Origin of the sequence: Pseudocnuella soli, assembly GCF_004347775.1 — a bacterium.
In the GTDB taxonomy this organism is placed as follows: Bacteria; Bacteroidota; Bacteroidia; order Chitinophagales; family Chitinophagaceae; genus Flavisolibacter; species Flavisolibacter aquaticus.
On the sequence record NZ_CP037755.1, the window covers coordinates 1,639,498 to 1,664,168 of the forward strand.

Below are 24,671 nucleotides of genomic sequence, written 5' to 3' on the forward strand. Positions count from 1 at the left end.
ATCAGACGTCAGACATCTTAATATCAGCCTTCTAATTCATGCTGAGCATCAACCGGATGGATTGCTCCAAAATTTGCGGCTTCGATGCCTGGAACTGCAATGCTTTATCTGCCGGCAGGCGCAGGTTATAACTGCCATTGGCTGCAAGGGCTTTGTCAAAATTGGGGTTAAGTTTATCAAACCGAACTTTGTCCATTTGCAGGTGCTGCGCAATCACCAGCGAATGATATTTGCCACTTACCGGGATCACCTCGGTGTTAGCATCGGCTTCGGTCACTTGCTGCATCAGCTCATTGGCCGCTTCTTTTTGCGTTAGCGTAGCCACGCTGCCTTGCCCTTCCATGATGTAGTGCGTAGCAATAAATTTCTTTACATGCATCCTTGATTCTTCGGGCAGGTGGTATTGCAGGTCCCAAAAGTTGCGGCTGCCGCTGCGGCGGATGGCATTTTGCACGCCGCCGGGTCCGCAGTTGTAAGCGGCAATCACCAGCAGCCAGTCGCCATACTGGCGGTACAGCTGGTTTAAATAACGGGCGGCAGCATGTGTGCTTTTGAAAAAATCGGTGCGTTCGTCGATGGTGGCGCCAATGCGCAGGCCCATATCGCGGCCGGTGCCTTCCATAAACTGCCAGGGGCCAACGGCTCCGGCCCAAGAAACGGCAAAAGGCTGCAGGCGCGATTCAATAACAGCGAGGTATTTTAATTCGATGGGCAAACCGTGCTTAGCCAGCACGCCATCCATCATATCGAATTGTGGCTTGGCCCAGTCTTTCATCCGTTGCAAACCCGGCCCAAACCGCTGCATATAATCCTGCACATAGGTAATGGCCAATGGATTGAGTTTGGCAGTATTCAGGCCTTTGTTGCCCCTTTCAAACAGGTTGCGAAAACCGCTTTTCGGATCCGCCGGCAGGCCCTTTACCAAGGTGTCGGCAGGCAAAGGCGCTTGCAGGCCGCCGGCATGGGTAGCCGCGGCTGTTACAAGAAGCCCGAAAAAGAGGATAAAGGTTTTGCGCATGAACATTGGTTTAAGTGCATGTACAGCGCAGAAATGCAACGGTTACTCCATTATTTCCTGCGCCTCAAATGCCTTGCTTTAAAGCTTCCAGCTGTTGTGAAAAGCGGAGTAAAGTTAGCTCATTAAACCTTTTTGCCAGAACCTGCACCCCAAACGGTAAGTTAGAAGAATGTTTAAATAGCGGCACCGATGTGGCGGGCACGCCGGCCAAGTTGGCAAACACGGTAAAAATATCGCCCATGTACATGGCCACCGGGTCGGCTGTTTTTTCGCCGGCACGGTAGGCAGGCGTAGGCGATGTGGGCGCCACGATCAGGTCGTACTGGTTAAAAATGGCATCGGTTTGCTGCTGCAGCAGACGCCGTACCTGTTGTGCCTTGGTGAAATACGCATCAAAATAACCAGTGCTCAGCACAAAGGTGCCCAGCATGATGCGGCGTTTTACTTCGGGGCCAAATCCTTCGGAGCGGTTGCGGCGGTAAAACTGGCGCAGGTCGGTTGCTTCGGTCCTAGACTGGTAGCCGTAGCGTACGCCATCGAAGCGCGACAAATTGGAAGAGGCCTCGGCCGTGGTGAGCACATAGTACGTAGGCACAATGTATTCAGTGAGGCTAAATTGTACAGGCTCTACGGTATGCCCTTCGGCTTGTAGCTGCGCTAAAAGTTCTTTCAGGCTTCTGGAGATTTGCGGATCCACTGATGGATGGTCCACCCATTCGGGGAAATAGGCAATGCGGTAAGCCTTTTTTGCGCCATCCAACCCGGCTGACAACTCCGGAACGGGCTGCGCCGATGCAGTTCCATCCCGACCGTCGGCACCCGCCATTATTTCCAGCACCAGTGAGGCATCGGCCACGTTTTGTGCCAGCACACCCACCTGGTCAAAGGAGGAAGCGTATGCAATCAATCCATGACGGGAAACACGGCCGTAGGTAGGTTTTACGCCCACAATGCCGCAAAAATCTGCCGGCAGGCGAACAGAACCGCCCGTATCAGTACCCAGCGATACCATGCAAAGGCCGGCCGCTACTGCAGCAGCGCTGCCGCCCGAGGAGCCGCCCGGAACATAATCCTGGTCAACTGGGTTGAGCACCGGTCCGTACACCGAGTTTTCGTTGGTGGAACCCATGCCGAACTCATCGCAGTTTTGCCGGCCAATAATGATGGCTCCTTCATCAATCAGGCGCTGCACCGATGTGGCGGTGTACAGCGATTCGTAACCGGTGAGCATGCGGGAAGAAGCGGCTGCGCCGTGGCCGGCATAGCACAACACATCTTTGATGCCTACCACCACGCCATGCAGCCTGCCCATGGGGCCGCCTTCGGCTGCGGCTGCATCGAGTGATGCGGCGCGGCTCAGGGCTTCGTCGGCATACACCTCAATAAATGCATTCAGGTGCTGATGGGCTTTAATGGCTTGCAGGTAGTGCCTAACAGCCTGCAGGCAGGTGAGAGCACCTGCCTGCAACTGCTGATGGTATTGCAGAATAGTAGTAAAGGAAAACAAAACGGTTTTGTTGGAGGGTCCGCGAAACAAAAAACTTAGGGCTGGGTAGTAGTAGAAGTGGTGGTGGTAGAAGCAGTAGCAGCAGGGCGCTCTTTTTCGTTAATGCCTTCTTCTATTTCTTTACGCACATTGTTTTTTGCATCATTGAACTCGCGGATGCCTTTACCCAGGCCACGCATCAGTTCGGGAATTTTGCGGCCGCCAAACAGGAGCAGCACCACCATCAGAATGAGCAGAATTTCGTTCCAACCAAGGCTCATAAAAAAGTTTTTTGAATTGAGGAATAAGCAACAAAGGTACCCTAAAAATATACCCGTGCTGCTAATATACAGTAAATAAAAAAGCGCCCTGCCTGGTGACGGGACGCTTCGATATACGAAAAAGTTGATTATGCAGTTTCGATTGCCTGACGCTTTTCCTTGATGCGGGCAGATTTACCGCTGCGGCCACGCTGGTAGAACAGTTTGGCACGGCGAACACGGCCTACTTTATGCACCTGGATCGACTCGACGTTGGGCGAGAAGAAAGGAAACAGACGTTCCACACCAATGCCATCGGAAATTTTCCGAACGGTAAAGGTAGCAGTGGCACCCTGGCCCTGCAGTTTGATCACGTCGCCTTTGAAGGACTGGATACGCTCCTTGTTGCCTTCAATAATTTTATAGTTCACGGTAACGTTGTCACCGGCTTTGAATTTAGGATATTCCTTTTTTCCTGTAAGCTGCTCTTGCACAAATTGGACAGCGGGGTTCATAACTTCAATTTTAAGGACGGCAAAGGTAGGGAATGTGGTGGATAAATGCGCAGAGATATGGATTTTTTTTGGCAGCAAGCCAATAGCTATAAGCTGCAAGCTTGGTTTGCAGCCGATTCAAATGTATTTTTTGAGAAAAATGAGGGACTTTAAGCAGTTGAAAATCTGGCAAAAGGGTTTGGAGATTGCCGTTCAAACCTTTCGGTTTGTTGCTACCATGCCGAAAACGGAGCAATTTGGGTTGTGCACGCAAATGACCAGGGCTGCAGTATCAATCACGTCAAACATTGCAGAAGGTAGCAGCAGGAGCAGTGTGAAAGATTATAACCGTTTTGTAGAAATTGCTTTGGGCTCCAGCTATGAGTTGGAAACCCAAGTGCTGATTACACAAGCCACCGCTATGGGCAATCCTGAGTTGTGCATCCAATTGCTTGGACAAATAAGAGAAGAGCAAAAAATGTTGGTTGGGTTTCAAAAAAGCCTGATGACCGGAGTATAAAAACAACTCAAATCATCAGGCTTTACTTACAGCTTGTAGCTCGAAGCTAAAAGCTTATCTCGCTACATTCACCGCCCGCTTTTCGCGGATAACGGTTACTTTGATCTGGCCGGGGTAGGTCATTTCGGTCTGGATCTTTTGGGCAATTTCAAACGACAGTTTATCGCTATCGCCATCCGAAACTTTATCGGCTTCTACAATCACCCGCAGTTCGCGGCCGGCCTGGATGGCATAGGCTTTTTCCACACCATTATAGTTAGTAGCCAGCTTTTCCAGCTCCTTAATGCGCTGGAGGTATTGCTGCATGATCTCGCGGCGGGCACCGGGGCGGGCACCGGAAATAGCATCGCAAGCCTGAACGATGGGAGAGATCACGTACTGCATCTCCATTTCATCGTGGTGGGCGCCGATGGCGTTTACTACCGCAGGTACTTCGCCATATTTTTCGGCCAGCTTGGCACCCAGCAGTGCGTGGCTCAGTTCAGTTTCTTCATCGGGCACTTTGCCAATATCGTGCAGGAGGCCGGCACGTTTGGCCAGTTTGGGGTTCATACCCAGTTCGGCAGCCATGAGGCCGCAGAGGTTGGCCACTTCGCGGCTGTGCATCAGCAGGTTTTGACCGTACGAGGAGCGGAAACGCATTTTACCCACCAGGCGCACCAGCTCCTTGTGGAGGCCGTGCACACCCAGCTCAATAACGGTGCGTTCGCCAATTTCCATGATCTGCTCTTCCAGCTGGCGCTTGGTTTTTTCCACCACTTCCTCAATACGGGCGGGGTGAATGCGGCCATCGGTAACGAGGCGCTGCAGGGAAAGGCGTGCAATTTCGCGACGCAGCGGATCGAAGCAGGAAAGAATGATGGCCTCGGGGGTGTCATCAACAATCAGGTCAACACCGGTGGCGGCTTCGATGGCGCGGATGTTGCGGCCCTCGCGGCCAATGATCTGTCCTTTGATCTCGTCGCTTTCGAGGTTGAATACAGTAATTGCGTTTTCGATGGCCTGCTCGGCTGCGGTACGCTGGATGGTTTGGATGATGATTTTGCGGGCTTCTTTGTTGGCTTTTTGTTTGGCCTCGTCCACAATTTCCTGCTGGATGCCGAGGGCTTGCGATTGGGCCACTTGTTTTAGGCCTTCAATGAGTTGGGCCTTGGCTTCGTCGGCGGTGAGGCCCGAAATTTTTTCGAGGCGCTGGCGCTGCTCTTCTTCATGGCGGGCCAGTTCGGCCTGTTTCTGGTTTACAATGTCGAGCTGCTTGTTCAGGTTTTGCTTTAAAATGTCGTTTTCTTTTAATTGCTTGTCCAGCTGCGCCGATTTTTGATCAACAGAAGTTTCTTTTTGCTTGATGCGGTTTTCGGCGTCGCCCAGTTCGCGGTTGCGCTTCAGCACTTCTTTGTCGTGCTCTGCTTTTAGTTGTACAAAGCGTTCTTTGGCAGACAGCTCTTTTTCCTTGCGGATGGTTTCGCCGCGGAGTTCGGCTTCCTTTACAATGGTCTGGGCTTGGAGTTCGGCCTCGTCGATGCGCTTTTGGGTGTCTTTGGCAAAAATAAATTTACCGGCCACAATGCCGGCCACTAGCGCCACTATACCTATAATTATTGCAAGTATCATGGGATCCATGGGTGTGTAATTGGTTGAAAAATAATAAATATAAAACTGCTCCTTACTACAAGGGCAGGGTGGCGAAGATACTAAAAGGGCCTATTCGATTTTAGGGTTGTAGCCCGGCCTTTTTGACGGGTTGCGGCGGCCCGGTTGGCCGGCCGAACAGTGCAGCCGCGGTGCGCCAAATGGGGTGCGCAGCGGACTGAACGTACAAGAGTGCGACGCAACAGGCGCCCAATGGGTGCACTGAAGCCGGGTACCCAAATTAAGGTTCGAGGGCTTCGTCGATCATGCGCTCCAGGGATTGGAGCTGCTCGGAAAAAGCTTCGGTTTGCACCGGGCTGGCGCCTGCACCCTGCTGCTCGGTGGCCAGCCAAATAAGTACCATGGCGATGTAATCCTGTATGTCTTTGCCGGCAAACTGGGTTTTGTATTCAACCAGTTTATCGTTGACGGTTTTGATGGTGCGGCGCACAATTTCTTCGTCTTTGGGCTGGATGCGTACCCGGTAGGTGCGGTCGGCGATGACGAGGTTGGTGGGGATGAGTTCGGCCATAGTGCAGGGCAAGATAAGCAGACGCCTGAATTTATCAGGATAAAGTGAGGTTTTGCCAAAGCTGGTGGTAAGGTATCTTTTTGGGCCAGCAGGTCGTCATCTGCATTCATGTCAAAAAATTTGCTTTCTTGAAGTGCTTATTTGTTGGCGGCGAAGATTTACTGGTAAACTTCTTTTTATAGCTCGTTTGTTTTCTAAAAACTCAACATAGATGCGATATAGTCGATGAAGAATAGTGACGACAAACTTTGTTATTTCTTTTTTTTGGAGCTGATTGTCTTTTTTAGATAAGCCAGCTAACATCATTCAAATTACGAATAATATATAGAAGGAGACTCTGATAGGATCGTTTTTATTTTTCTAGCCACTTAATATTAAAAGTGTAAGTGAATTATCTTAAACACTCAGAAAAAGTGCAAACATTGAATCATTTCAGTGCAAACTTTTTCAAAATCTTATTGATAATTACATTTACTATATGTTGATTTGTTTTTATTTTGTTGCCTTATTGATGAGGCTGGAGTGACGCTGGCCTTATCAATTTATCTGCTATTTTGCCCAGTGAACTGCGATTAAAACAAGTACACGTGACCGACAAAAGGAAAGTGCTTTATGCCGACGATGACCTCGATGATAAAACCTGGATCATTGAGGCATGCTATGCTGCAGGTCATCCGCTGGAGATTTCTTTTGTCGACAACGGCAAACAAGCTCTCGATTACCTGGAGGCAACAACAGATGGCGCACTGCCTTCACTGGTGGTACTCGACCTCAATATGCCGGGGCTTGATGGCCGGCAAACGCTGCAAAAGCTCAAAGCCGACCAGCGCTTTGCACATATACCCGTAGCCATTGTTACCACATCTACCAGCCGCATGGATATGGAAGTATGCAAACGCCTGGGCGCCGATCTTTTTGTAACCAAACCTGATACCATCACCGAATGGCAGGTGGTAGTGAACCAGTTGATGCATTTGGTGCAACCGCAAACTTCTTTAAATACTTAACGCTGCGGCGGTGCTGTCATTTAAGGCGCACCCAATGTATCTTCAGGTTATGGAACTGACCTTTAATACGCCGGCACTGCTGTTTCCTGCTATTTCCCTCTTGTTGCTGGCTTATACTAACCGCTTTGTGGCCATTGCCAACCGGGTTCGCAACTTGCACTCCGAATATCAGAAGGTAGAAAATAAAGCCACCATATTGCAGCAGATCCGCAGCCTGCGTAAACGCATCAACCTGATAAAATACATGCAGGGGTTAGGCGTGTTTTCGTTTTTGTGTTGCGTAGTAAGTATGTATTGCATTTACAACGGCTGGAATGCAGCTGCGCAAGTGATCTTTACCATTTCGCTATTGAGCCTGCTTACCTCGCTTTTTCTCTCATTGCTCGAAATCATCCAAAGCACTTATGCCTTGGAGCTGGAACTGGGCGATATTGAAGAACTGGAAAAAGGAAACATATTTACCGATCTTTGGAAACGTGAGTAGGTGTTTTGCCGCTGCATTTTTTCTTGCAATAAGCATCAATTGGAAAATAAAAATCCTTGTGCAACGGTCTGTCCAAAAGCAAGGTCAGTAAAGGAAAGTAAATGCTTATGAAGCCCCTTTTTGTAACAGCAATGTGTGTAGCAATACTGGCTTTTACCGGTTGCGAAAAAAACAGCAACAACACGGAAGAAAAAGAACCCGCCAATGCAACCGGGCTGGTTGGTGCCTGGGAACTGCGCACCGTTTATGGCGGCTTTACCTCACCCAATACCAATCCCCATCATGCGCCGGGCAATGGCCGCATCTGGGTGTTTACCGACAACAGTTATACGATGTACGGACAAGGGCAAGTGCTTAACACAGGACCGTACCAACGAACCAAAGATATTGCACCAGCCACCGGCACCGTGCTTGATGCGATTGTGATGCCGCAAAACGGCAATCTTAAATTGCATTATCAATTTGTGCGGGATACGCTGGTGCTGTACAACAGTGTTATTGCTGCCGACGGCACTATTGAAAAATATGTGCCGGTGCAGCCACCTGTTGGTACTGCTAAATAAAAAAAGGCGAAGCATTTGCTTCGCCTTTTTTTATTTCTTGTTTACCGGTTATGCATAAACGTTAGACAGTATTGCATCATGCATTTACTTCGGCTTCTTTGCGTTCGCCAATTTGCTGGCGCCACATGGCGTAATACAAGCCTTTCTCTGTGATCAGGCTTTCGTGGGTGCCCAGTTCTTCTACTTCGCCACGCTCCAGCACATAGATGCGGTCGGCGTGCATGATGGTGCTGAGGCGGTGTGCAATCAAAATGGTGATTTGTTCCCGGCTGGCAGATACGCTGCGGATGGTTTTGGAAATCTCTTCTTCGGTAAGTGAATCCAGCGCCGATGTGGCTTCGTCGAAAATAAGCAGCCGTGGTTTGCGCAACAGGGCACGGGCAATGGACAGCCGCTGTTTTTCGCCGCCGGACAGTTTTAATCCACCCTCGCCAATCATGGTTTCCAACCCTTTTTCGGCACGGGACAATAACGTTTGGCAGGAGGCTTTTGTTAGCGCATCATTCAGGTCTTCTTCGGTTGCAGCGGGTGCCACAAACATCAGGTTTTCGCGGATGGTGCCGGAGAACAATTGCGTGTCCTGCGTTACAAAACCAATCTGCGACCGCAGGTCGTTGAAGTCGATGCTGGTTTCGTCTTTCCCATTGTATAAAATGCGCCCTTCCAGCGGCCGGTACAGGCCCACCAACAATTTCATCAGTGTTGTTTTGCCCGAACCCGAAGGGCCCACAAACGCAATGGTTTCGCCCAGCGATGCGGTAAACGAAATGCCATCGATGGCTTTGTGTTTGGCAGTGATGTGTTTAAACGAAACGGCATCAAAAGCCAGTTCCTGGATGGGCCCTAAGTGCACCGGTTTCAGCGGCATGGGTTCCGGTGCCTTTTGCATCAGGTTTTTAAAGTTGTTGAGTGAAGCTTCGGCCTCGCGGTAGGTGAGGATGATGTTGCCGATTTCCTGCAGCGGGCCAAACACAAAAAATGAAAAGATTTGCATCGTAGCCAGTTCACCGGCATTCATGCGGTCGCCGTACACCAGCCACATCAGCATGAATAAAATTACCTGCCGCAGCGTGTTTACAAATGTGCCTTGTACAAATGAAATGGAGCGGATGCGTTTTACCTTGGTCAGCTCCAGCCCAAGTATTTTGTAGGTGTTTTTGTTTAGTCGGTCCACCTCCTGGCCGGTGAGGCCAAGGCTTTTTACCAGTTCAATATTGCGCAGGCTTTCGGTGGTGGTGCCGGCCAGTGCCGTGGTTTGCGATACAATGGTTTTCTGAATGGTCTTTACCTTTTTGCTCAACAAATTTGAGATCACCATCAGCAGGGCAATGCCACCAAAATAAATGAGCGGTAAGGACCAGTGAATGCGAAACGCAAACAGCGCCACAATGACGATGCCGATGAAAACCGTGAACAAGATATTGACAAATGAATTGATGAACCGCTCGGTATCGGTACGCACTTTTTGCAGGGTAGAAAGCGTTTCGCCGCTGCGCTGGTCTTCAAACTCGTGGTAGGGCAGTTTCATGGCGTGCTGCAGGCCGTCGGTAAATACATTGGCGCCAAATTTTTGCACCACCACGTTCATGAAATAATCCTGGAAATTTTTTGCGATGCGGCTGATCATGGCCACGCCGATGGAGGCCCCGAGCAGGGTTAGCACCGGCACGGCAAAATCGGAAAAGGTGGGATAAGCAGCCCGGTTGCGGTTGTACTCAAAAGCAAAGTTGATCAACTTACCAAATATGATGGGATCAATGAGGGAAAAGCCGATGTTGCAGGCCGCCAGCAGCAGCACCAGCCCCACCAGCCATTTATGGGGTTTAAGGTATTGAATCAAAATTTTCATGGTGCAAAGATAGATGCGCCGTGTTGCTGAAGGGAAACTTAGGGTGAAGCGGCTGGATTTTTTGTTGGGTGTGTTTTTGGCGCAAGGGAGGTCGGGGGGTGGGGTGTTGGGTGCATATTAATGGCATATCCGATGGCTGGAAGTGTTACGATGTGCTTTCAATTTTTGCACTATTGAATAATGGGTTTGTCATCCTGAGCGCAGCGAAGGATCTGAGTGTTGTAAAAAGGACTTCTGTTTTAAATGATTTCGTTCTTTTCGAAAGTTTTATAAGTGCAGGCTCAGATCCTTCGCTGCGCTCAGGATGACAAGGGCAAATAGCTGCGCGGTGGTAAAGAGGGAAGGAGGGAGCAGCAAATTCTATTGGGTGCTGCACAGCATTACCAGCCGTACAAGAGTGCGACGCAAGTAAAGCCCAATAGACATTCTGTTGGTGGTAATATAAAATCGCTTCCAGCACTAAATGCACTCAATCATTCTATACTTCATATAACCTAGGTGCTTTCATAATTAGGTCATTTGCCTTTTTCATTCTGCGGTTCGTTATTCCTTGTTCCTTGTTCAATATCCTAAACAGACTTCATCATTCATCTGTTCCTAGTTCGTCTGTTCGAAATTCCTACCCTGCCCATCCTTCGCGGTCGAGGCTGCGGTATTGAATGGCTTCAGCCAGGTGTTCGACTTTTATTTCATCGGATGCGGCCAGGTCGGCAATGGTGCGGCTCACTTTTAAAATGCGGTCGTAGGCACGGGCCGAAAGGTTGAGGCGTTCCATGGCGGTTTTCAGCAGCTTTTGGCCCACGGGGCTGATGGCGCAAATTTCTCGCAGTTGTTTGGCGCTCATTTGTGCGTTGCAATAAATGCCGGCTTGCCCTTTGTAGCGGCTGGCCTGCCGTTCGCGGGCTCCGATCACCCGGTCGCGGATGGAAGCGGAGGGCTCGCCGGAACTTTGTGCCGACAGCTCGCTGAACGCCACTGGCGTTACTTCCACGTGCAGGTCGATGCGATCGAGTAGCGGTCCGCTGATTTTATTGAGATATTTCTGCACGGTGCCGGGCGGGCAGGTGCATTGTTTTTCGGGGTGGTTGTAATAGCCACAAGGGCAGGGGTTCATGGAAGCCACGAGCATAAACGAGGCAGGAAAATCCAGCGCCACTTTTGCACGGGAAATGGTGACGCGGCGTTCTTCCATGGGCTGGCGCATTACCTCCAGTACAGTGCGTTTAAATTCCGGCAGTTCGTCGAGGAACAATACGCCGTTGTGTGCCAATGAAATTTCACCGGGCTGCGGCACACCGCCACCACCGACAAGGGCTACATCGGAAATAGTATGGTGCGGACTGCGAAAGGGCCGTTTGGAAACCAGCGTTGCATTTTCGGGCAGCTTGCCCGCCACCGAATGGATCTTGGTTGTTTCCAGTGCCTCATGCAACGACAGCGGCGGCAAAATGGTGGGCAGCCTTTTGGCCAGCATGGTTTTGCCCGCACCAGGCGGGCCAATCAATATTGCATTATGCCCGCCAGCGGCCGCAATCTCCAGCGCCCGCTTGATGTTTTCCTGTCCTTTTACATCGGAAAAATCAATTTCAAAATCGTATTGCGCACTGAAAAATTCGTCGCGGGTATCCACCTTTAGCGGCTGCAGGCTTTGCTCGCCGCTTTCAAAGAATTGCACCACATCGTTGAGGTGATCCACGCCATACACCTGCAGGTTGTTGACCATCGCTGCTTCACGGGCATTGGCTTTGGGAACGAGCAAACCTTTGTATCCTTCCTTACGGGCCTGGATGGCAATGGGCAGGGCGCCTTTAATGGGCCGCACGGCACCGTCGAGGCTTAGCTCGCCCATGATCACGTAACCTGCCAACAATTCGGGATTGGCCAACTGGCCCGATGCGGCCAGTATGCCTGCAGCAATGGTCAGGTCGAATGCCGAGCCGCTTTTTTTGATATCGGCCGGCGCCATGTTTACTACAATGCGGGTACGGGGCATGTCGAAACCGTTGGTCTTCATGGCACTTTCAATCCGCTGCAAGCTTTCCTTTACAGCGTTGTCGGGCAGGCCCACAATAAGGTAGCCAATATTCGTTTCCATCGAGTTTACTTCCACCGTAATGGTAATAGCCTCTACACCATACACGGCACTGCCAAAGGTTTTTACGAGCATACTCCTATTTCTGCGATGAAAATAGCAGAAAAAGGGGGAAGCGCATAAGCGTACCCGTAACGGCAAAGCTTTTGCAATATTTACCCAAAACAAGGAACCATGAAAAACGGATTTTCACTCATAACCGCCATGCTAGTGCTGATGGTAACGCTTAGCTCCTGCGAAGTGATTGGCGGTATTTTCAAGGCAGGATTCTGGACCGCCATTGTATTGATCGTACTGGTGATCGTTATCATTGTTTGGATATTGAACCGGGTAAGAAGACGGTAATTTTTACGGCAGGCCGCCCGAAATATTTGCAGCGCAACCAACCGGTAAAACGGCCGGTTACAACACCGGGATAAGTGATGCAGTGTGGAAAAAAGGTGTTGCTGCTGCAGGTATTTCCGGCCCTGTTGCGCAGCGCTATTTCCGCTGTGTTGCTTTGTTTTTCTATGTTTAAACCATACCATGCTGCATCCTTCCACCATTCAACTGCTGCGGTTTCATTTCTCGCTTTTTCTAATGCCGGTGTACCTATTTGCACTAAGCGAAGTGCCCGAAGTTCGATGGCCACAGGCGCTGCTGTTGGGCTTCGTGCTGCATGGGCTGGTGTACCCGGCATCTAATGGCTACAACTCCTATATGGACCGCGATGAAACACCGATTGGTGGATTGAAAAATCCGCTGCAGCCCACGCGGCAATTATTTTATACGACGCTTTTGTTAGACGCTATTGCGTTGCTGCTGGCTTTGTTGTTCCTGGGATGGCAGACGGCGCTGGGTATATTGCTCTACATTGCCGCCTCCAAGGCTTATAGCTACCGGGGCATCCGGCTGAAGCAGTATCCCTACCTCGGCTTTGCGGTTGTGTTCCTGTTCCAGGGCGCACTGGTTTATTTGATCACTTATGGCGTTGCCTCCGGGCAGGGATTGGATAGCGCCGGGCTGGTGGCGCCGATGCTGGCCAGTTTGCTCATTGGCGCCCTGTACCCGTTAACGCAAGTGTACCAGCACGAAGCAGACCTGAAGGACGGCGTTACAACCATCAGTTACCGGTTGGGCAAACGCGGTACTTTTTTATTCAGTGGCGGTTTGTTTTTGCTGGCCGGGCTCCTGTTTTTTTTCTGGTACCAGCGGCAGGGGCGGCTGAACGATTTCTGGCTGTTTTTGTTACTCACAGGTCCGGTGGTACTGTTTTTTAGCTGGTGGATGTGGGCTGTGTGGCAAAACGAACAGTCGGCAGATTTCAAGAACAGCCTGCGCATGAATCTTGTGGCAACCGGATGTACCATCATTTTCTTTAGCACCCTTATTTACAAACATCATTTTGAGTAAAATAATTTCCATAGGTACCGCGGTGCCCGCTCATTGTCACCGCCAGGCCGACATTCTTCAATTCATGCAGGCGGTATATGCGCCGGGCGAAGTGGAGCGTCGCAAGCTGCGCTTTTTGTACCAGCACTGCGGCATCGACCAGCGCTATTCGGTGATTGCCGATTACAGCCGGCCGGCCACCGATTGGACCTTTTACCCGCAAACGGAAAACCTGGAACCATTTCCCGGATTGGAGCAGCGCATGGACCTGTTCAATAAACATGCACCGGCACTTTCGGTGGATGCCATCCGGCAATGTTTGGAAGGCGTGCTGCACCACAACGATATTACACATCTGATTACTGTTACCTGCACCGGCCTCAGTGCACCGGGCCTCGATCTGCAGGTAATGGAGTTGATGGACCTGCCTAAAAACATCATCCGCACTTCGGTAAATTTTATGGGTTGTTATGCAGCCATTCATGCATTAAAATTGGCCGATGCATTTTGTCGTGCCGATAGCGATAGCAAGGTGTTGATTGTTTGTACGGAGCTGTGTACGCTGCATTTTCAGCGCGAAGGCACGGTCGATAATATTGCTTCATCGTTGTTGTTTGCTGACGGCTCTGCGGCGGTACTAATGACGGGAAATGATCATGCCGCAGCAGGTTTGGAGCTTACCGATTTTTATTCGGAAGTGCTGCCTGGCGGCAAAAAGGACATGGCCTGGGAACTTTCCTCAACCGGCTTTTTGATGACGCTGAGCGGTTATGTGCCCGAGTTGATCGAAGGCGATTTTGGTGCTGTGATTGACCGCTGCCTGCAACGCAAAGGATTAGGCAAAGAATCCATCGGCCAATGGTGTATTCATCCTGGCGGCAAGCGGATACTGGAAGCCATTACACGCAGTGCCGGCGTAACGGCTGAACAACTCGGCGCATCGTACAACGTGTTGCAACAATATGGCAATATGTCGTCGGCTACCATTTTGTTTGTTTTGCACCAATTGATGCAGCAACCCGAGGCCGGTAAACGGGTGTTTGGTGCTGCGTTTGGTCCGGGCCTTACGGTAGAAACGTTTACAGCAAGCTATGCAGCCGCTTAAGGAAACAAAAAGATTGTTCAACACTGTTTAGTTGAAAAATTAATACGCATTCATGCCCCGTTTAAGCAATCGTTCACCCGAGTTGGAATTGCTCGATGCGCCGCATATTCCGTTTGCCGACATCCGGCAAAACATGCGGGAACTCGATACTATCAATACCTTGTTGGGTGGGCATCGCATTACGTTAAAAGGGCTGGCTATTTTGCTCAATGACTGCAGTAAGGAGCAAACATATTCGCTACTTGAAATTGGTTGCGGTGATGGTAACAACCTTCGGGTGATTCGAAAATGGGCGGAACAAAATGGGTGGAAACTGCAACTGTCAGGAGTAGATTATAACGAAGCCTGCATTGCTTATGCTGAAAGTTTGGCAAGCAATAGGGGCATTGAATTTTATTGTTCCGACTATCGCAATACGCCACTCCAAACAAAACCTCAATTTATTTTTTCATCTCTTTTTTGCCACCATTTTACCAACGAACAATTGGTGGAACAACTGCGTTGGATGCAACAGCATGCAACAAGCGGATTTTTTATCAACGACCTGCACCGACACCCATTTGCCTACCACAGCATCCGAATACTCACGCAACTGTTTTCAAAAAGTTACCTTGTTAAAAATGATGCGCCGCTTTCGGTGCTTCGTGGTTTTTCTAAAATCGAATGGCGTGCATTGTTACAACAGTCAGGTATAGCCGAAGCTGAGGTTAAATGGAAATGGGCGTTCCGTTGGTTGATTGTGTGGCAAAAGAAAATGCTGCAGCAAAATCAGCATACGGCAATACCTACAACAACACAAATGCATGGCAACTGAAGGAGCAGCATATGATGTAGCCATTGTTGGTGGCGGGCTTGCGGGCCTGGCGCTTTCCATTCAGTTGGCTCGTGGTGGTTGGGGCGTGGTGTTGTGCGAAAAGGAAACCTACCCTTTACACCGCGTTTGCGGCGAATACATCAGTATGGAATCCTGGGATTTTTTGTGCCGGCTGGGCCTGCCGCTGCCCGAATGGAACCTGCCGAAAATTAACACGCTGCAACTTACTGCTCCAAACGGAAAAATGTTAGCGGCAAAATTGCCACTGGGCGGCTTTGGCATCAGCCGGTATAAACTCGATGCAGCATTGGCGCAAATAGCTATAGCCGCCGGTGTAACCTTGCTGCAACAAACAAAAGTTGAAGCGATTGACTCGCAGGAGCAAGGCGTTTTCCTGGAAACCAAAAGTGCAGGTGCTACCAAACACATTTATGCAAAGGTTGGATGCGGCGCCTGGGGCAAACGCAGCAACATGGATGTAAAATGGAAGCGGCCGTTTACACAGGATGCCGGCACCCGTATATCCAATTGGGTAGGCATCAAATACCATGTGTATACCGACTGGCCGGAGCACTTAATTGCGCTGCATAATTTTCACGATGGTTATTGCGGTATTTCTGCCATTGAAGATGGCAAGTATTGTCTTTGCTATCTTACCCGCGCTGCCAACTTAAAGCAATACGGTCAATCGGTAGCGGCAATGGAAGCTGCGGTGCTGGCACGCAACCCGGCATTGGCCGGCATTTTACAACGCAGCCAGAAACTGCCCCATTTCCCGCTGGCTATTTCGCAGGTAAGTTTCCAACCCAAAAGCAGGGTAGAAAGTGGTGTATTATTGTTGGGTGATGCGGCCGGTATGATTGCACCGCTGTGTGGTAATGGCATGAGCATGGCGCTGCATGCAAGCAAACTGGCAGCAGCAGCCATTACGCCGTTTTTACAAGGAAAAATAAGCCGCAGCGAAATGGAGCAACGGTACACGCAGCAATGGCAACAGCATTTTGCGGCCAGGTTGCGGCTGGGCCGTGGCCTGCAAGGTTTGTTCGGATCGGAGTGGCGCAGCAATGCGCTGGTTGGGGTGATGCGTAATTTGCCTTTTGCCGCAAGGGCTATTATCCGGCAAACACATGGACAGCCATTTTAGCTTCATGCTGTTGTTTGGTTTCAGGCATGTCATTTGTCCTTTCCTTTGCAGACGCAAAATGATGAATCAATGAGCAAAAAGAAAACACTGGTATTGGGCGCTTCTTCCAATCCATCCCGATATAGTTACCTGGCTATAAAAAAATTACAGGCACACGGGCACCCGGTGGTGGCAGTTGGCCGCCGTAAAGGCGAGGTGGGTGGTGTGGCCATTGAAGCCGAACCCATGGAGCAGGCCGACGTGGATACGGTTACGCTTTATTTAAACCCCGGCAACCAGGAGCCTTATTACGATTATATTTTCGGACTCCATCCAAAACGCATCATATTCAACCCGGGCACTGAAAACGAAGACCTGATGCAACAGGCAAAAAACCGCGGCATAGAGCCGGTGGAAGGTTGTACGCTGGTGATGTTGAGTACGGGGATGTATTGATATCTACACTTGTTTTAGCATCGTCGCTACAACAGCGTACATCAGTTTAATAACTTGTTGTATCCAATAAACGCTTTTGGTTTTTCTGAAATCAATTGTATCAAATAGCATCAACCGTTATGTGAAAATGTGCAGGCAAACGCTGTCTGCACGTTTTGTTTTATCCAATCAAATTGATAGGTCACAATTCTTAAGAACTCGATGGTGCCATTTTACACCCCTAAATTTTTACTTAGTAAAATTCCGTTGCAGGGCTTGCGGATTTCTCCGATTTATTTTAAGTGCTTACTCTTAATTTGGAGAAAATGTAAAGCAGAAGCGATGATAGTTAACGCATAAATGAGGAAAATTGTACCACGTCCAAATCCAATAGCCCGAAAGGGCCAAACCTGAAGGCAGGCAACTGCTTTCAACAAGTCCAAATCCAATGAAACTCCTAACAAACTGCGCTATTTGCGCCTTGCTGCTTTTAGGCATTTCAATGCGGTCGTCGGCACAATTGCCCGCCGCCAGCTCACCCGCCGCCAATCATTCGCAATCCCTTTTATTTACCGGTCTGCCCGATTCTGTTTTGCTGGATGTGCAGCAATTGCAATCCTTAATCAACCAGGAGCAAGATGCAGTTGCGCAGGTTCGATTCTCCCCTAACTTTTCCTTGCAAGGAAAAATCGTTTCTGCCGCACACAACCCCGATCAGCAATGGAGTAGCGTGGTGCTAAAATCGAGCAACCGCCTGGGTGCTGTGTTTACACTGTCGGGCATGCGTGAAAGCAATGGCACTACCACTTACACCGGTCGCATTTTAAGCCGCATGCATGCCGATGCGTACGAGCTGGTGCAAAGCGCTGGCCAGTATTATTTAGTAAAACGGGAGCACGGCGAGCTGGTGGAAGAATAACACCACTGGTTAGCTTGTTTTCGTTTGTCCGTGTCCGATAGTCCAATCCATCCCTTGTAAAATCTAAATCCGTCCAATCATGAAAAAACTGTACCTGTCTGTATGCCTGGTAATGCTGTGCATGCTACAAAGCTTTGGCCAGGTTCCGGTTTTAAACAGTTATCCTAAAGCCGCACCTGTTATTTTCCTCGATTTCGATGGCCATTATGTAACCGGCACTTCTTGGAACTGGAATGGTGCATTTACCTGCGGCCCTTCGGGCATGAAGAACACGCAGATAGAAGAAATTTTTCGCCGGGTAGCTGAAGATTACCGCCCGTTTAACATCAACGTTACAACCGACTCTACAAAATACTGGGCGGCACCTGCCAAAAGCAGGGCCCGCGTGGTGCTTACCGTTACCAACGAATGGTATGGCAGCGGCGCCGGCGGCGTGGCCAGCACCGGGTCTTTTTCGCGTGGCGACAACACGCCTTGTTTTGTATTTACCAAACTACTGGGATACAATACTAAGAACGTCGCAGAAGCCGCTGCACACGAAGCAGGGCATACACTTGGCCTGCGCCACCAGGCGGTGTACAACGAAAGCTGTGTTCGCGTTAGCGATTACTATGCAGGCGAAGGTACCGGCGAGGCTAGCTGGGCGCCTATTATGGGCAATGGCTACAACCGCAACGTTACCACCTGGCATATGGGCACCAGTTCACGCAGCTGCACCAGCATCCAAAGCGACCTGGAGATGATCATCAACCCGATCAATGGCGTAAGCTATCGCACCGACGATCATGCTAATGAATTGACGACTGCAACTCCACTGGCTTTTGTAGCAGACTCGCTGATAGCTGAAGGCCTCATTGAGCAGCCTACCGATAATGACTATTTTGCGTTGAATGTTCAAAAAACAAGCTCGTTCCGGCTGGAAGCAAACCCCTACAGCATTGGTGCAAATAACTCTGGCGCCAACCTCAACGTGCGGGTTGCACTTGTTGATGCCAACCACAAGGAAGTAGCCAAATTTGAATCAGGCAGCAAGCTGAATAAAATCATTGATACCGTGCTGGTACCCGGCGATTATTACCTGAAAGTTGATGGCTCGGGCGGCCAGTATTTTACCGAATATGGTAGCCTGGGTAGCTACTCATTGAAAGGTACGCTGATGACTTCGATGATTCTGCCCTTGCGCCGCCTGGAACTGCAAGGCAGCACCAGCGGCAACAGTCACTTGCTGCGCTGGGAAATTGATGCCGATGAAACAGTAGTGACGCAGGAGTTGGAAGCTGCAACCGATGGCCGTACGTTTAAAACAGTGCAGCAGGTGGAAGCAGAAGGCCGCAAATGGCAGGGCAACGGCCTCGATGCCTCGATGGTGCAGTACCGTTTGCGGGTAAAGTTTAACAACGGCCGCGAACACCTGAGCAACACCATTACGCTGCGCGGCGCTGCCAGCAACGTGGCGCGTCCGAAACTGGCTTCCACATTGATAACTGGTTCTTCGTTCAACATCAACAGCACCGAGCCGTTCCAATACCGCGTAACCGACATGGGCGGTAAAATAATAGTGCGGGGCAACGGGCTGCAAGGAACTACCACGGTGCAGGCTGGCCAACTGAGTGCAGGTATGTACCTGGTGCAGTTTAGCTGGGATGGCGGCACGTTTGTGGAAAAGCTGTTGAAAAAATAAAATTTATAACCCTTTCATAATCCGTGCTCTATTGGTAACACCGAGGTTTTCCTTAATTTAGGAAAACCTCTTTTTTTATGCGCTGGAGAAAATTCAACGGAGAGCCGATTGCGTTCCCAATTTACCAGGCAGTGGAAAGTGCCATCAAAAGGGAAACGGCTGCGGGCTACCGCTTAAAGGTGTGCATCGGCACTGACTCGCAGGTAAAAGGATTGGAAACAGAGTTTGCCACTGTGATTGTTTTTTTACGCGAAGGTCACGGAGGCTTTATGTTCATCCACAACGACAAAACCACACACCAGTATTCCATCAAAGAGCGGATGCTGGTAGAAGTAGCTAAGAGTATAGAGATTGCATACGAACTATGCAATCTTTTTACTTTATACAATGTGGAGATGGAAGTGCACGCCGACATCAACACCAATCCCAACTTCAAAAGCAACGATGCCCTGAAAGAAGCAATGGGCTATATCCTAGGGATGGGCTTTGCGTTCAAGGCAAAACCCGAAGCCTTCGCCAGCAGCAGTTGCGCGAATAAGATGTGTAATTGAGTTGGGAGATGTGAGTTGACAGTTGGCAGTCGATAGTGAAGGCTTTAGCCTAGTCCGTCATTGCGAGGCGCATTTGTGTCTCGTTGCTCTTTGTGCCTGGTGTGCCGAAGCAATCTCCTGCCATAATTAGCCACATTGCCGACGCACAAAAAGGAACTCAAATCTCAGAAGGGGATTGCTTCGGCGCCGCAGCTTATGCTTGCGTAAGCTATTGCCGCGCCTCGCAATGACGGCTACTCCGAACCTTGCCTCAAACTCTGAACTCCCGACTGTCAACTCCCAACTGCCAACTGTCATCTTTCACCTACTTCCCTTTCTGCTTCCACCAGTCATCATTCATTGCCTGCACCAAGCTCAGTATCTTTTTGCCACCGAGGTGTTTTTCTGCGGACGTCACAAAATAAATAGGCAGCTCTTCCCAGCTTTCTTTGAGCGCCTCCATAAAGCGCCGCACATTGGCGGCCACTTCCTTTTGGGTGCTTTTATCGGCTTTAGTGAAAATGATCGAAAACGGAACCTGCCAGGCGCCCATCTGGTTAATGAATTCGAGGTCGGCTTCCTGCGGTTCGTGTCGGCTATCTACCAGCACAAACAGGTTCACCAGGTTTTCGCGTTTGCGGATATAGCCTTCAATCATCTTCTCCCAGCTTTTCCGCTGCGATTGCGACACCTTGGCGAAACCATATCCCGGCAAATCCACCAGGTACCATTTTTTGCGGTCGCTGCCGGTCACATCAAAATGGTTGATCATCTGTGTTTTGCCCGGCGACCGGGAAACTTTTGCCAGCTCTTTTTTTTGCGTCAGCATGTTGATGATGGACGATTTGCCCACATTACTGCGGCCGATAAATGCATACTCCGGCCGGTCGGGTTGCGGGCACAGATCTACCGATGGACTGCTGATGAGGTAAGAAGCGGCTATGATTTCCATGGTGCAAATGTAACCGCAACCGGTGATTTGCAGGATTGTGTAAAGATTAGCGCAAGATTTTGCTTGCTGCTTAACAATGCGAACCGGGCAGGTTGCAAACTTTGAGTTGTAATATTTCGCTCAAACTTTAATCACCTGGTTGACCACAATGCTCACGATAGAGTGAGCCAAATCATTATTAATCCTTGTCAAATCCTGCGCATCACTGGTTACCTTTGCAGCCCTATGGCGCAGTTCCCACACGACCAGATCAAGCCGTTTTCCGAAACCGGCGGTAAGAAAGAGCAGGTGAGTGAAATGTTCAACCGCATTGCCGGCCGCTACGATTTTATGAACCGGTTTTTGAGTGCGGGCACCGATGTGGGTTGGCGCATCAAGGCCATTTCCCTGTTTAAAGCGGACAAGCCCCAACACCTGCTGGACGTGGCCACCGGCACGGCCGATATGGCCATCCGCGCCGCAAAAATGCTGCAGCCTAAAAAAATCACCGGCATTGATATTTCGGAAGGCATGCTGGCCGTTGGCCGCAAAAAAGTAATTGCTGAAGGCTTGGCTACGGAAATAGAATTGCTCGAAGGCGACAGCGAAGCGCTGCCTTTTGCCGATGCCACTTTTGATGGCGTGATGGTAGCTTTTGGTGTACGCAATTTCGAGCACCTCGACCAGGGCCTGCGCGAAATACACCGGGTGCTAAAGCCCGGTGCACAATTGGTGGTGCTCGAGTTTAGCAAGCCACGCATTCCGCTAGTGCAGCCATTGTACAATTTGTACATGAACTCCGTGGCTCCGTTTTTTGCGCAACTGTTTACCAAAAACAAAAAGGCCTATCAATACCTCAACGAGTCGTCCAAAGCGTTTCCCGATCGCGAACATTTTGTATCCATCCTGAACGAAGCCGGCTTTCGACAAACAACTTTCAAGCCGTTGAACTTTGGCATTTGCTGCATGTATAGTGGGCGGAAATAACCCAAAGCGGAAAATGCTGTAATAAAAAAGGATGCCCCGAAGGGCATCCATAATTGTGCTTTACTGATAAGCGTCTTTAGTCTTTTGCTTGCAGCAGCTTGCCGGTTACCTGCTCGTTGCCCACGCTCAACACATACATTAGGGTGCTCGTCACACGGACTGATGCATTGTATTGGAAGCTTTGGGTTCCAGCTTGTAAGTAACCCTGGTGCAGCACCCTAACTTTCTGACCCAAGCTGTTGTACAGCACTAAACTACCATAACCCGCCTTAGGAACATTTACCCGGAAGGTGATATTATTCCGGAATGGATTGGGGCCGGCGGTTACTGAAAGCGTGTTGCCGTTTTCACTCAGCTCAAACATGCGATGGCTTGACTGGCTTATTTCTGACCGTGCGCTGTTGTTGAGCGTACAAACGCCATTGTTGGCTATGTTGTACATCGTTGCGAGGTCAAGTGCAGCTTGCCTGGCGGCTGCACCTGCAGCACTTGTAGTAGCTGATGTTGCAGCTTTAAACGCATTTTTGGTGTTTGTCAAAATGCTTTGGGTGCTGTATGGATAAGCACCTGCTCCGGTCAGTGCACAAGAGTTCTGCATTGCAGCAGTTGCGGCACGTGCCAATTGCGCATAACCGCTACCATCACCCAGTCCAAGCGCCTGAATTAAAGTGACGTTTTGATTTTTACTGCCCAGTGTAGCATTCAAATCGGCAGAAGTCAAACCAAAAGTAGTCATGAAACTTTTGTCTTTAAGCTCGCCAGACAACGATGGTGTAATGCCAGCTAAAGTTCGTGCAGTGTTGATGCAATTGAGCAGATCGTTCGTTGTGCGAATGGTACTCCATGACGCCTTTCTATTTTTCCAGTAGCCCGGCGTGCATCCTTGGCAATCAATAATGGTAACTAATACTGATTGCGAAGTTGCACAGCCTGTAACATCGTTTGTCACTGTTACAGTATAGGTGCCCGCACCAACCGCTGAAACATTGGTAATTGGGGTGGTGCTGCCTTCACGGGTGTAAGTGATTGTAGCATCAGCAGGGTAAACATTGGTTACAGCACTCGCTAAATTCACCGTCATCGATGGGCACTCGTTGGTAAGGTTTTGCACGTCAAATGTGGGCAACGGATTTTCTACAATTGTTACCGGATCGCTTGTTGTAGCGCAACTCGTTGGCGTTGCTCCCGTTCCCAATACCTGATAAGTGCCTGCAGCAAGGCCCATAAATGCAATTGCATCGCCATCGTTCTGTGCAGCAAGCAGTTGGCCTTCATTTGTAAAGATGTTGTCTGCACCCAGCTTTTGCAACTGGTAGGACACGCCGGCTTGTGTGCCAACAACTGTGACTTTACCAGCTGGAGTTGGAGCACAATAATCAGTTTTGCTAATGGTAAATGTTGGATTCGGTACTTCTAAAACCGTCACCGGATCGCTGGTAGTAGCACAACTTGTCGGTGCTGCGCCTGTGCCCACTACCTGATAGGTACCTGCGGAGAGCCCGGAAAATATCACCTCATCTCCATCATTTTGCGCCATCATCGGGGCGCCAATATTTGAATAAGTATTATCGGCGCCGAGCTTTTGTAATTGGTAGGAGACACCCGCCTGGCTGCCATTTATTGTTACTTTGCCTGCTGCAGTTGGTGCACAATAGTCGGTTTTTGCAATGGTAAAACTTGGATTTGCAACTTCATCAACAGTCACCGGATTGCTTGTTGTAAAGCAGTTGTCTGCTCTTGTTCCGATAACTAAATAAGAGCCTGCTTCAAGCAGCGTCCACTCTACTAATTCGCCATTGGCCGCAGCAACAATTGGTGTTCCTGTGTTTACATAGCTTTCATTTTCTAATTTTTGTAGTTGATAAGAAACACCTGCTTCCGTGCCGGTTACTGTCACTTTACCGGCAGGGTCGGGGGCACAAAAATCAGTTTCAGCAACTGTAAAGGATGGTTGTACGCAATTGTTGGTACATACAATGCCTATGATATCATCTACGCAACAGGTTTGCCCATATTTAAAAAGCGCTTTTACATTACCTAAACTGTAATTTGTTCCACTCAGTATAAGTGTGTAGGTTTTTGTTGCAGCACCTGAAGTGCCTTCATCAAACTTTGAAATTTGATCTCCCAATGAAGCCAATAAACTTCCACAACTCTTGTCGTCTTTGTTGTTATACTTAACTGCCGGACCGGAGCCACTAAGGATCGCATCTTCTGCAAAGCAGGCCGCAAATGTCCAATGGCTCAAATCTTGAAACGTACCCCCGGAGCCGGGTCCTGGGTTAGTGTTTGTAACTGCTAATGTTACTGTGGTTTGCCCGGCTACAGGCGTATTGTAATACAACTTTGTTTCAACTTTAAATCCGCAAACAATTTTTGCACCCTCAGCGCTGGGTTGCGCAAATACACCGGCGCCAAAGCAAATACTTAAGCCATGCACTAAAATAAATAATACGATTTTTTTTAAAAAGGAAGGCCATTCGGACAGCATCGCCACGTTGAATAAAGAAGGCTGCAGTGATGCAATTGAGGTATTTTTCTGATACATACACAATGGTTTGGTTAATTAGATTATATGGCAGACCGCCTCGCAATGACAAGCGCATTGCGAGGCTTTGAATAGTAGAGCCTTTTATAATCCTAATCGTTACGGCGGTGTAGGCTCTTTGCCCAACCTTGAATTTTGAGAGCCGCTGCGAACGTTCAGTAGGCATACTCCGCTAATGAAGCATGGCTGTTTTGCCACCATCTTTTCAATAGTTTATCGCCAATTAAAAATTGTATATGCCGCAACGATTGATTTACCGTTGCGCTATTTAAATGTGTTGGAAAAACGCTGGT

Annotated in this window: 24 protein-coding genes; 14 read left to right on the forward strand and 10 right to left on the reverse strand. The window is 49.5% G+C overall.

The window, feature by feature from the left end; translation table 11 throughout:
* Window positions 1-31: 31 nt before the first annotated feature.
* The 4 genes from EPD17_RS06925 to rplS form a co-directional block, all read right to left on the reverse strand.
* Entirely contained in the window at window positions 32-1,018 is a 987-nt protein-coding gene (locus tag EPD17_RS06925) for a lytic transglycosylase domain-containing protein (RefSeq protein ID WP_162303863.1), read from the reverse strand.
* 64 nt (window positions 1,019-1,082) lie between these two features.
* Window positions 1,083-2,525: an Asp-tRNA(Asn)/Glu-tRNA(Gln) amidotransferase subunit GatA gene (gene gatA, locus EPD17_RS06930; protein WP_132052902.1), complete on the reverse strand. Its 1,443-nt coding sequence runs from the start codon at window positions 2,523-2,525 to the stop codon at window positions 1,083-1,085.
* Between the two features lie 35 nt (window positions 2,526-2,560).
* Window positions 2,561-2,785, reverse strand: coding sequence for a Sec-independent protein translocase subunit TatA/TatB (locus tag EPD17_RS06935; protein ID WP_132052904.1), 225 nt, complete (start codon window positions 2,783-2,785; stop codon window positions 2,561-2,563).
* 128 nt (window positions 2,786-2,913) lie between these two features.
* Complete coding sequence (gene rplS, locus EPD17_RS06940; RefSeq protein ID WP_114235859.1) at window positions 2,914-3,279, reverse strand: 50S ribosomal protein L19; 366 nt, start codon at window positions 3,277-3,279, stop codon at window positions 2,914-2,916.
* Window positions 3,280-3,313: 34 nt separating this feature from the next.
* Here rplS and EPD17_RS06945 point away from each other — a divergent pair, with 34 nt between their 5' ends.
* The gene (locus EPD17_RS06945; RefSeq protein ID WP_240040767.1) at window positions 3,314-3,778 is read left to right on the forward strand and encodes a four helix bundle protein; all 465 of its coding nucleotides are present in this window, start codon (window positions 3,314-3,316) and stop codon (window positions 3,776-3,778) included.
* Between the two features lie 54 nt (window positions 3,779-3,832).
* Here the strand turns inward: EPD17_RS06945 and rny are convergent, their stop codons facing one another.
* Window positions 3,833-5,398 (reverse strand): ribonuclease Y, encoded by a 1,566-nt coding sequence (gene rny, locus EPD17_RS06950; RefSeq protein WP_114235861.1) that lies wholly within the window; start codon window positions 5,396-5,398, stop codon window positions 3,833-3,835.
* Between the two features lie 250 nt (window positions 5,399-5,648).
* Complete coding sequence (locus tag EPD17_RS06955) at window positions 5,649-5,939, reverse strand: cell division protein ZapA (RefSeq protein ID WP_114235862.1); 291 nt, start codon at window positions 5,937-5,939, stop codon at window positions 5,649-5,651.
* Between the two features lie 587 nt (window positions 5,940-6,526).
* Between EPD17_RS06955 and EPD17_RS06960 the strand changes: the two genes are divergently transcribed.
* From EPD17_RS06960 to EPD17_RS06970, 3 genes are all read left to right on the forward strand, one after another.
* Window positions 6,527-6,946, forward strand: a complete 420-nt coding sequence (locus EPD17_RS06960) for a response regulator (protein ID WP_165929551.1) — start codon at window positions 6,527-6,529, stop codon at window positions 6,944-6,946.
* Between the two features lie 49 nt (window positions 6,947-6,995).
* On the forward strand, window positions 6,996-7,430 hold the full coding sequence (locus tag EPD17_RS06965) for a DUF2721 domain-containing protein (RefSeq protein ID WP_132052908.1): 435 nt from the start codon (window positions 6,996-6,998) through the stop codon (window positions 7,428-7,430).
* A gap of 107 nt (window positions 7,431-7,537) precedes the next feature.
* Window positions 7,538-7,993 carry a hypothetical protein gene (locus EPD17_RS06970; RefSeq protein WP_132052910.1) on the forward strand — a complete coding sequence of 152 codons (456 nt, stop codon included), beginning with the start codon at window positions 7,538-7,540 and terminating at the stop codon, window positions 7,991-7,993.
* Window positions 7,994-8,069: 76 nt separating this feature from the next.
* On the opposite strand, the gene EPD17_RS06975 is transcribed toward EPD17_RS06970, so the two are convergent.
* Both EPD17_RS06975 and EPD17_RS06980 read right to left on the reverse strand, forming a co-directional pair.
* Window positions 8,070-9,842: an ABC transporter ATP-binding protein gene (locus EPD17_RS06975; RefSeq protein ID WP_132052912.1), complete on the reverse strand. Its 1,773-nt coding sequence runs from the start codon at window positions 9,840-9,842 to the stop codon at window positions 8,070-8,072.
* Window positions 9,843-10,461: 619 nt separating this feature from the next.
* Entirely contained in the window at window positions 10,462-12,009 is a 1,548-nt protein-coding gene (locus EPD17_RS06980) for a YifB family Mg chelatase-like AAA ATPase (RefSeq protein ID WP_132052914.1), read from the reverse strand.
* A gap of 99 nt (window positions 12,010-12,108) precedes the next feature.
* On the opposite strand from EPD17_RS06980, the gene EPD17_RS19935 reads away from it, so the two are divergent.
* The 9 genes from EPD17_RS19935 (at window position 12,109) to EPD17_RS07020 (ending at window position 19,933) form a co-directional block, all read left to right on the forward strand.
* Window positions 12,109-12,279, forward strand: coding sequence for a hypothetical protein (locus tag EPD17_RS19935; RefSeq protein WP_165929552.1), 171 nt, complete (start codon window positions 12,109-12,111; stop codon window positions 12,277-12,279).
* A gap of 180 nt (window positions 12,280-12,459) precedes the next feature.
* Window positions 12,460-13,326: a UbiA family prenyltransferase gene (locus tag EPD17_RS06985; RefSeq protein WP_132052916.1), complete on the forward strand. Its 867-nt coding sequence runs from the start codon at window positions 12,460-12,462 to the stop codon at window positions 13,324-13,326.
* Window positions 13,319-14,410, forward strand: a complete 1,092-nt coding sequence (locus EPD17_RS06990) for a type III polyketide synthase (protein ID WP_132052918.1) — start codon at window positions 13,319-13,321, stop codon at window positions 14,408-14,410. The genes EPD17_RS06985 and EPD17_RS06990 overlap by 8 nt, the downstream gene beginning before the upstream one ends.
* 52 nt (window positions 14,411-14,462) lie before the next feature.
* Window positions 14,463-15,224, forward strand: a complete 762-nt coding sequence (locus tag EPD17_RS06995) for a methyltransferase domain-containing protein (protein ID WP_132052920.1) — start codon at window positions 14,463-14,465, stop codon at window positions 15,222-15,224.
* Window positions 15,214-16,368, forward strand: a complete 1,155-nt coding sequence (locus tag EPD17_RS07000; RefSeq protein ID WP_132052922.1) for an NAD(P)/FAD-dependent oxidoreductase — start codon at window positions 15,214-15,216, stop codon at window positions 16,366-16,368. Before EPD17_RS06995 ends, EPD17_RS07000 begins: the two co-directional genes overlap by 11 nt.
* Before the next feature lie 69 nt (window positions 16,369-16,437).
* Window positions 16,438-16,803, forward strand: a complete 366-nt coding sequence (locus EPD17_RS07005; protein WP_132052924.1) for a CoA-binding protein — start codon at window positions 16,438-16,440, stop codon at window positions 16,801-16,803.
* Between the two features lie 427 nt (window positions 16,804-17,230).
* Complete coding sequence (locus EPD17_RS07010; RefSeq protein ID WP_132052926.1) at window positions 17,231-17,701, forward strand: hypothetical protein; 471 nt, start codon at window positions 17,231-17,233, stop codon at window positions 17,699-17,701.
* Window positions 17,702-17,780: 79 nt separating this feature from the next.
* A complete protein-coding gene (locus tag EPD17_RS07015; RefSeq protein ID WP_132052928.1) occupies window positions 17,781-19,382 on the forward strand; it encodes a T9SS type A sorting domain-containing protein in 1,602 nt (533 codons plus the stop codon).
* Between the two features lie 77 nt (window positions 19,383-19,459).
* Window positions 19,460-19,933, forward strand: coding sequence for a ribonuclease H-like YkuK family protein (locus tag EPD17_RS07020; protein ID WP_132052930.1), 474 nt, complete (start codon window positions 19,460-19,462; stop codon window positions 19,931-19,933).
* 304 nt (window positions 19,934-20,237) lie between these two features.
* On the opposite strand, the gene yihA is transcribed toward EPD17_RS07020, so the two are convergent.
* Window positions 20,238-20,864, reverse strand: coding sequence for a ribosome biogenesis GTP-binding protein YihA/YsxC (yihA, locus tag EPD17_RS07025; RefSeq protein WP_132052932.1), 627 nt, complete (start codon window positions 20,862-20,864; stop codon window positions 20,238-20,240).
* Between the two features lie 225 nt (window positions 20,865-21,089).
* Here yihA and ubiE point away from each other — a divergent pair, with 225 nt between their 5' ends.
* On the forward strand, window positions 21,090-21,830 hold the full coding sequence (gene ubiE / locus EPD17_RS07030; protein ID WP_132052934.1) for a bifunctional demethylmenaquinone methyltransferase/2-methoxy-6-polyprenyl-1,4-benzoquinol methylase UbiE: 741 nt from the start codon (window positions 21,090-21,092) through the stop codon (window positions 21,828-21,830).
* 76 nt (window positions 21,831-21,906) lie between these two features.
* Here ubiE and EPD17_RS07035 read toward each other — a convergent pair whose 3' ends face one another.
* A complete protein-coding gene (locus EPD17_RS07035) occupies window positions 21,907-24,378 on the reverse strand; it encodes a collagen binding domain-containing protein (RefSeq protein WP_132052936.1) in 2,472 nt (823 codons plus the stop codon).
* Window positions 24,379-24,671 lie beyond the last annotated feature (293 nt).

Excerpts from the sequence above, each read along its gene's own strand:
- EPD17_RS06965 (WP_132052908.1), top strand. The coding sequence starts at position 6,996 with ATGGAACTGACCTTTAATACGCCGGCACTGCTGTTTCCTGCTATTTCC.
- EPD17_RS07015 (WP_132052928.1), top strand. The coding sequence starts at position 17,781 with ATGAAAAAACTGTACCTGTCTGTATGCCTGGTAATGCTGTGCATGCTA.
- EPD17_RS07020 (WP_132052930.1), top strand. The coding sequence starts at position 19,460 with ATGCGCTGGAGAAAATTCAACGGAGAGCCGATTGCGTTCCCAATTTAC.
- yihA (WP_132052932.1), bottom strand. The coding sequence starts at position 20,864 with ATGGAAATCATAGCCGCTTCTTACCTCATCAGCAGTCCATCGGTAGAT.
- EPD17_RS06935 (WP_132052904.1), bottom strand. The coding sequence starts at position 2,785 with ATGAGCCTTGGTTGGAACGAAATTCTGCTCATTCTGATGGTGGTGCTG.
- EPD17_RS06980 (WP_132052914.1), bottom strand. The coding sequence starts at position 12,009 with ATGCTCGTAAAAACCTTTGGCAGTGCCGTGTATGGTGTAGAGGCTATT.
- EPD17_RS07010 (WP_132052926.1), top strand. The coding sequence starts at position 17,231 with ATGAAACTCCTAACAAACTGCGCTATTTGCGCCTTGCTGCTTTTAGGC.
- EPD17_RS07000 (WP_132052922.1), top strand. The coding sequence starts at position 15,214 with ATGGCAACTGAAGGAGCAGCATATGATGTAGCCATTGTTGGTGGCGGG.
- EPD17_RS06955 (WP_114235862.1), bottom strand. The coding sequence starts at position 5,939 with ATGGCCGAACTCATCCCCACCAACCTCGTCATCGCCGACCGCACCTAC.
- rplS (WP_114235859.1), bottom strand. The coding sequence starts at position 3,279 with ATGAACCCCGCTGTCCAATTTGTGCAAGAGCAGCTTACAGGAAAAAAG.
- EPD17_RS07035 (WP_132052936.1), bottom strand. The coding sequence starts at position 24,378 with ATGTATCAGAAAAATACCTCAATTGCATCACTGCAGCCTTCTTTATTC.
- EPD17_RS06970 (WP_132052910.1), top strand. The coding sequence starts at position 7,538 with ATGAAGCCCCTTTTTGTAACAGCAATGTGTGTAGCAATACTGGCTTTT.
- EPD17_RS06925 (WP_162303863.1), bottom strand. The coding sequence starts at position 1,018 with ATGCGCAAAACCTTTATCCTCTTTTTCGGGCTTCTTGTAACAGCCGCG.
- EPD17_RS19935 (WP_165929552.1), top strand. The coding sequence starts at position 12,109 with ATGAAAAACGGATTTTCACTCATAACCGCCATGCTAGTGCTGATGGTA.
- EPD17_RS06995 (WP_132052920.1), top strand. The coding sequence starts at position 14,463 with ATGCCCCGTTTAAGCAATCGTTCACCCGAGTTGGAATTGCTCGATGCG.
- EPD17_RS07005 (WP_132052924.1), top strand. The coding sequence starts at position 16,438 with ATGAGCAAAAAGAAAACACTGGTATTGGGCGCTTCTTCCAATCCATCC.
- EPD17_RS06985 (WP_132052916.1), top strand. The coding sequence starts at position 12,460 with ATGCTGCATCCTTCCACCATTCAACTGCTGCGGTTTCATTTCTCGCTT.
- rny (WP_114235861.1), bottom strand. The coding sequence starts at position 5,398 with ATGGATCCCATGATACTTGCAATAATTATAGGTATAGTGGCGCTAGTG.
- EPD17_RS06975 (WP_132052912.1), bottom strand. The coding sequence starts at position 9,842 with ATGAAAATTTTGATTCAATACCTTAAACCCCATAAATGGCTGGTGGGG.
- ubiE (WP_132052934.1), top strand. The coding sequence starts at position 21,090 with ATGGCGCAGTTCCCACACGACCAGATCAAGCCGTTTTCCGAAACCGGC.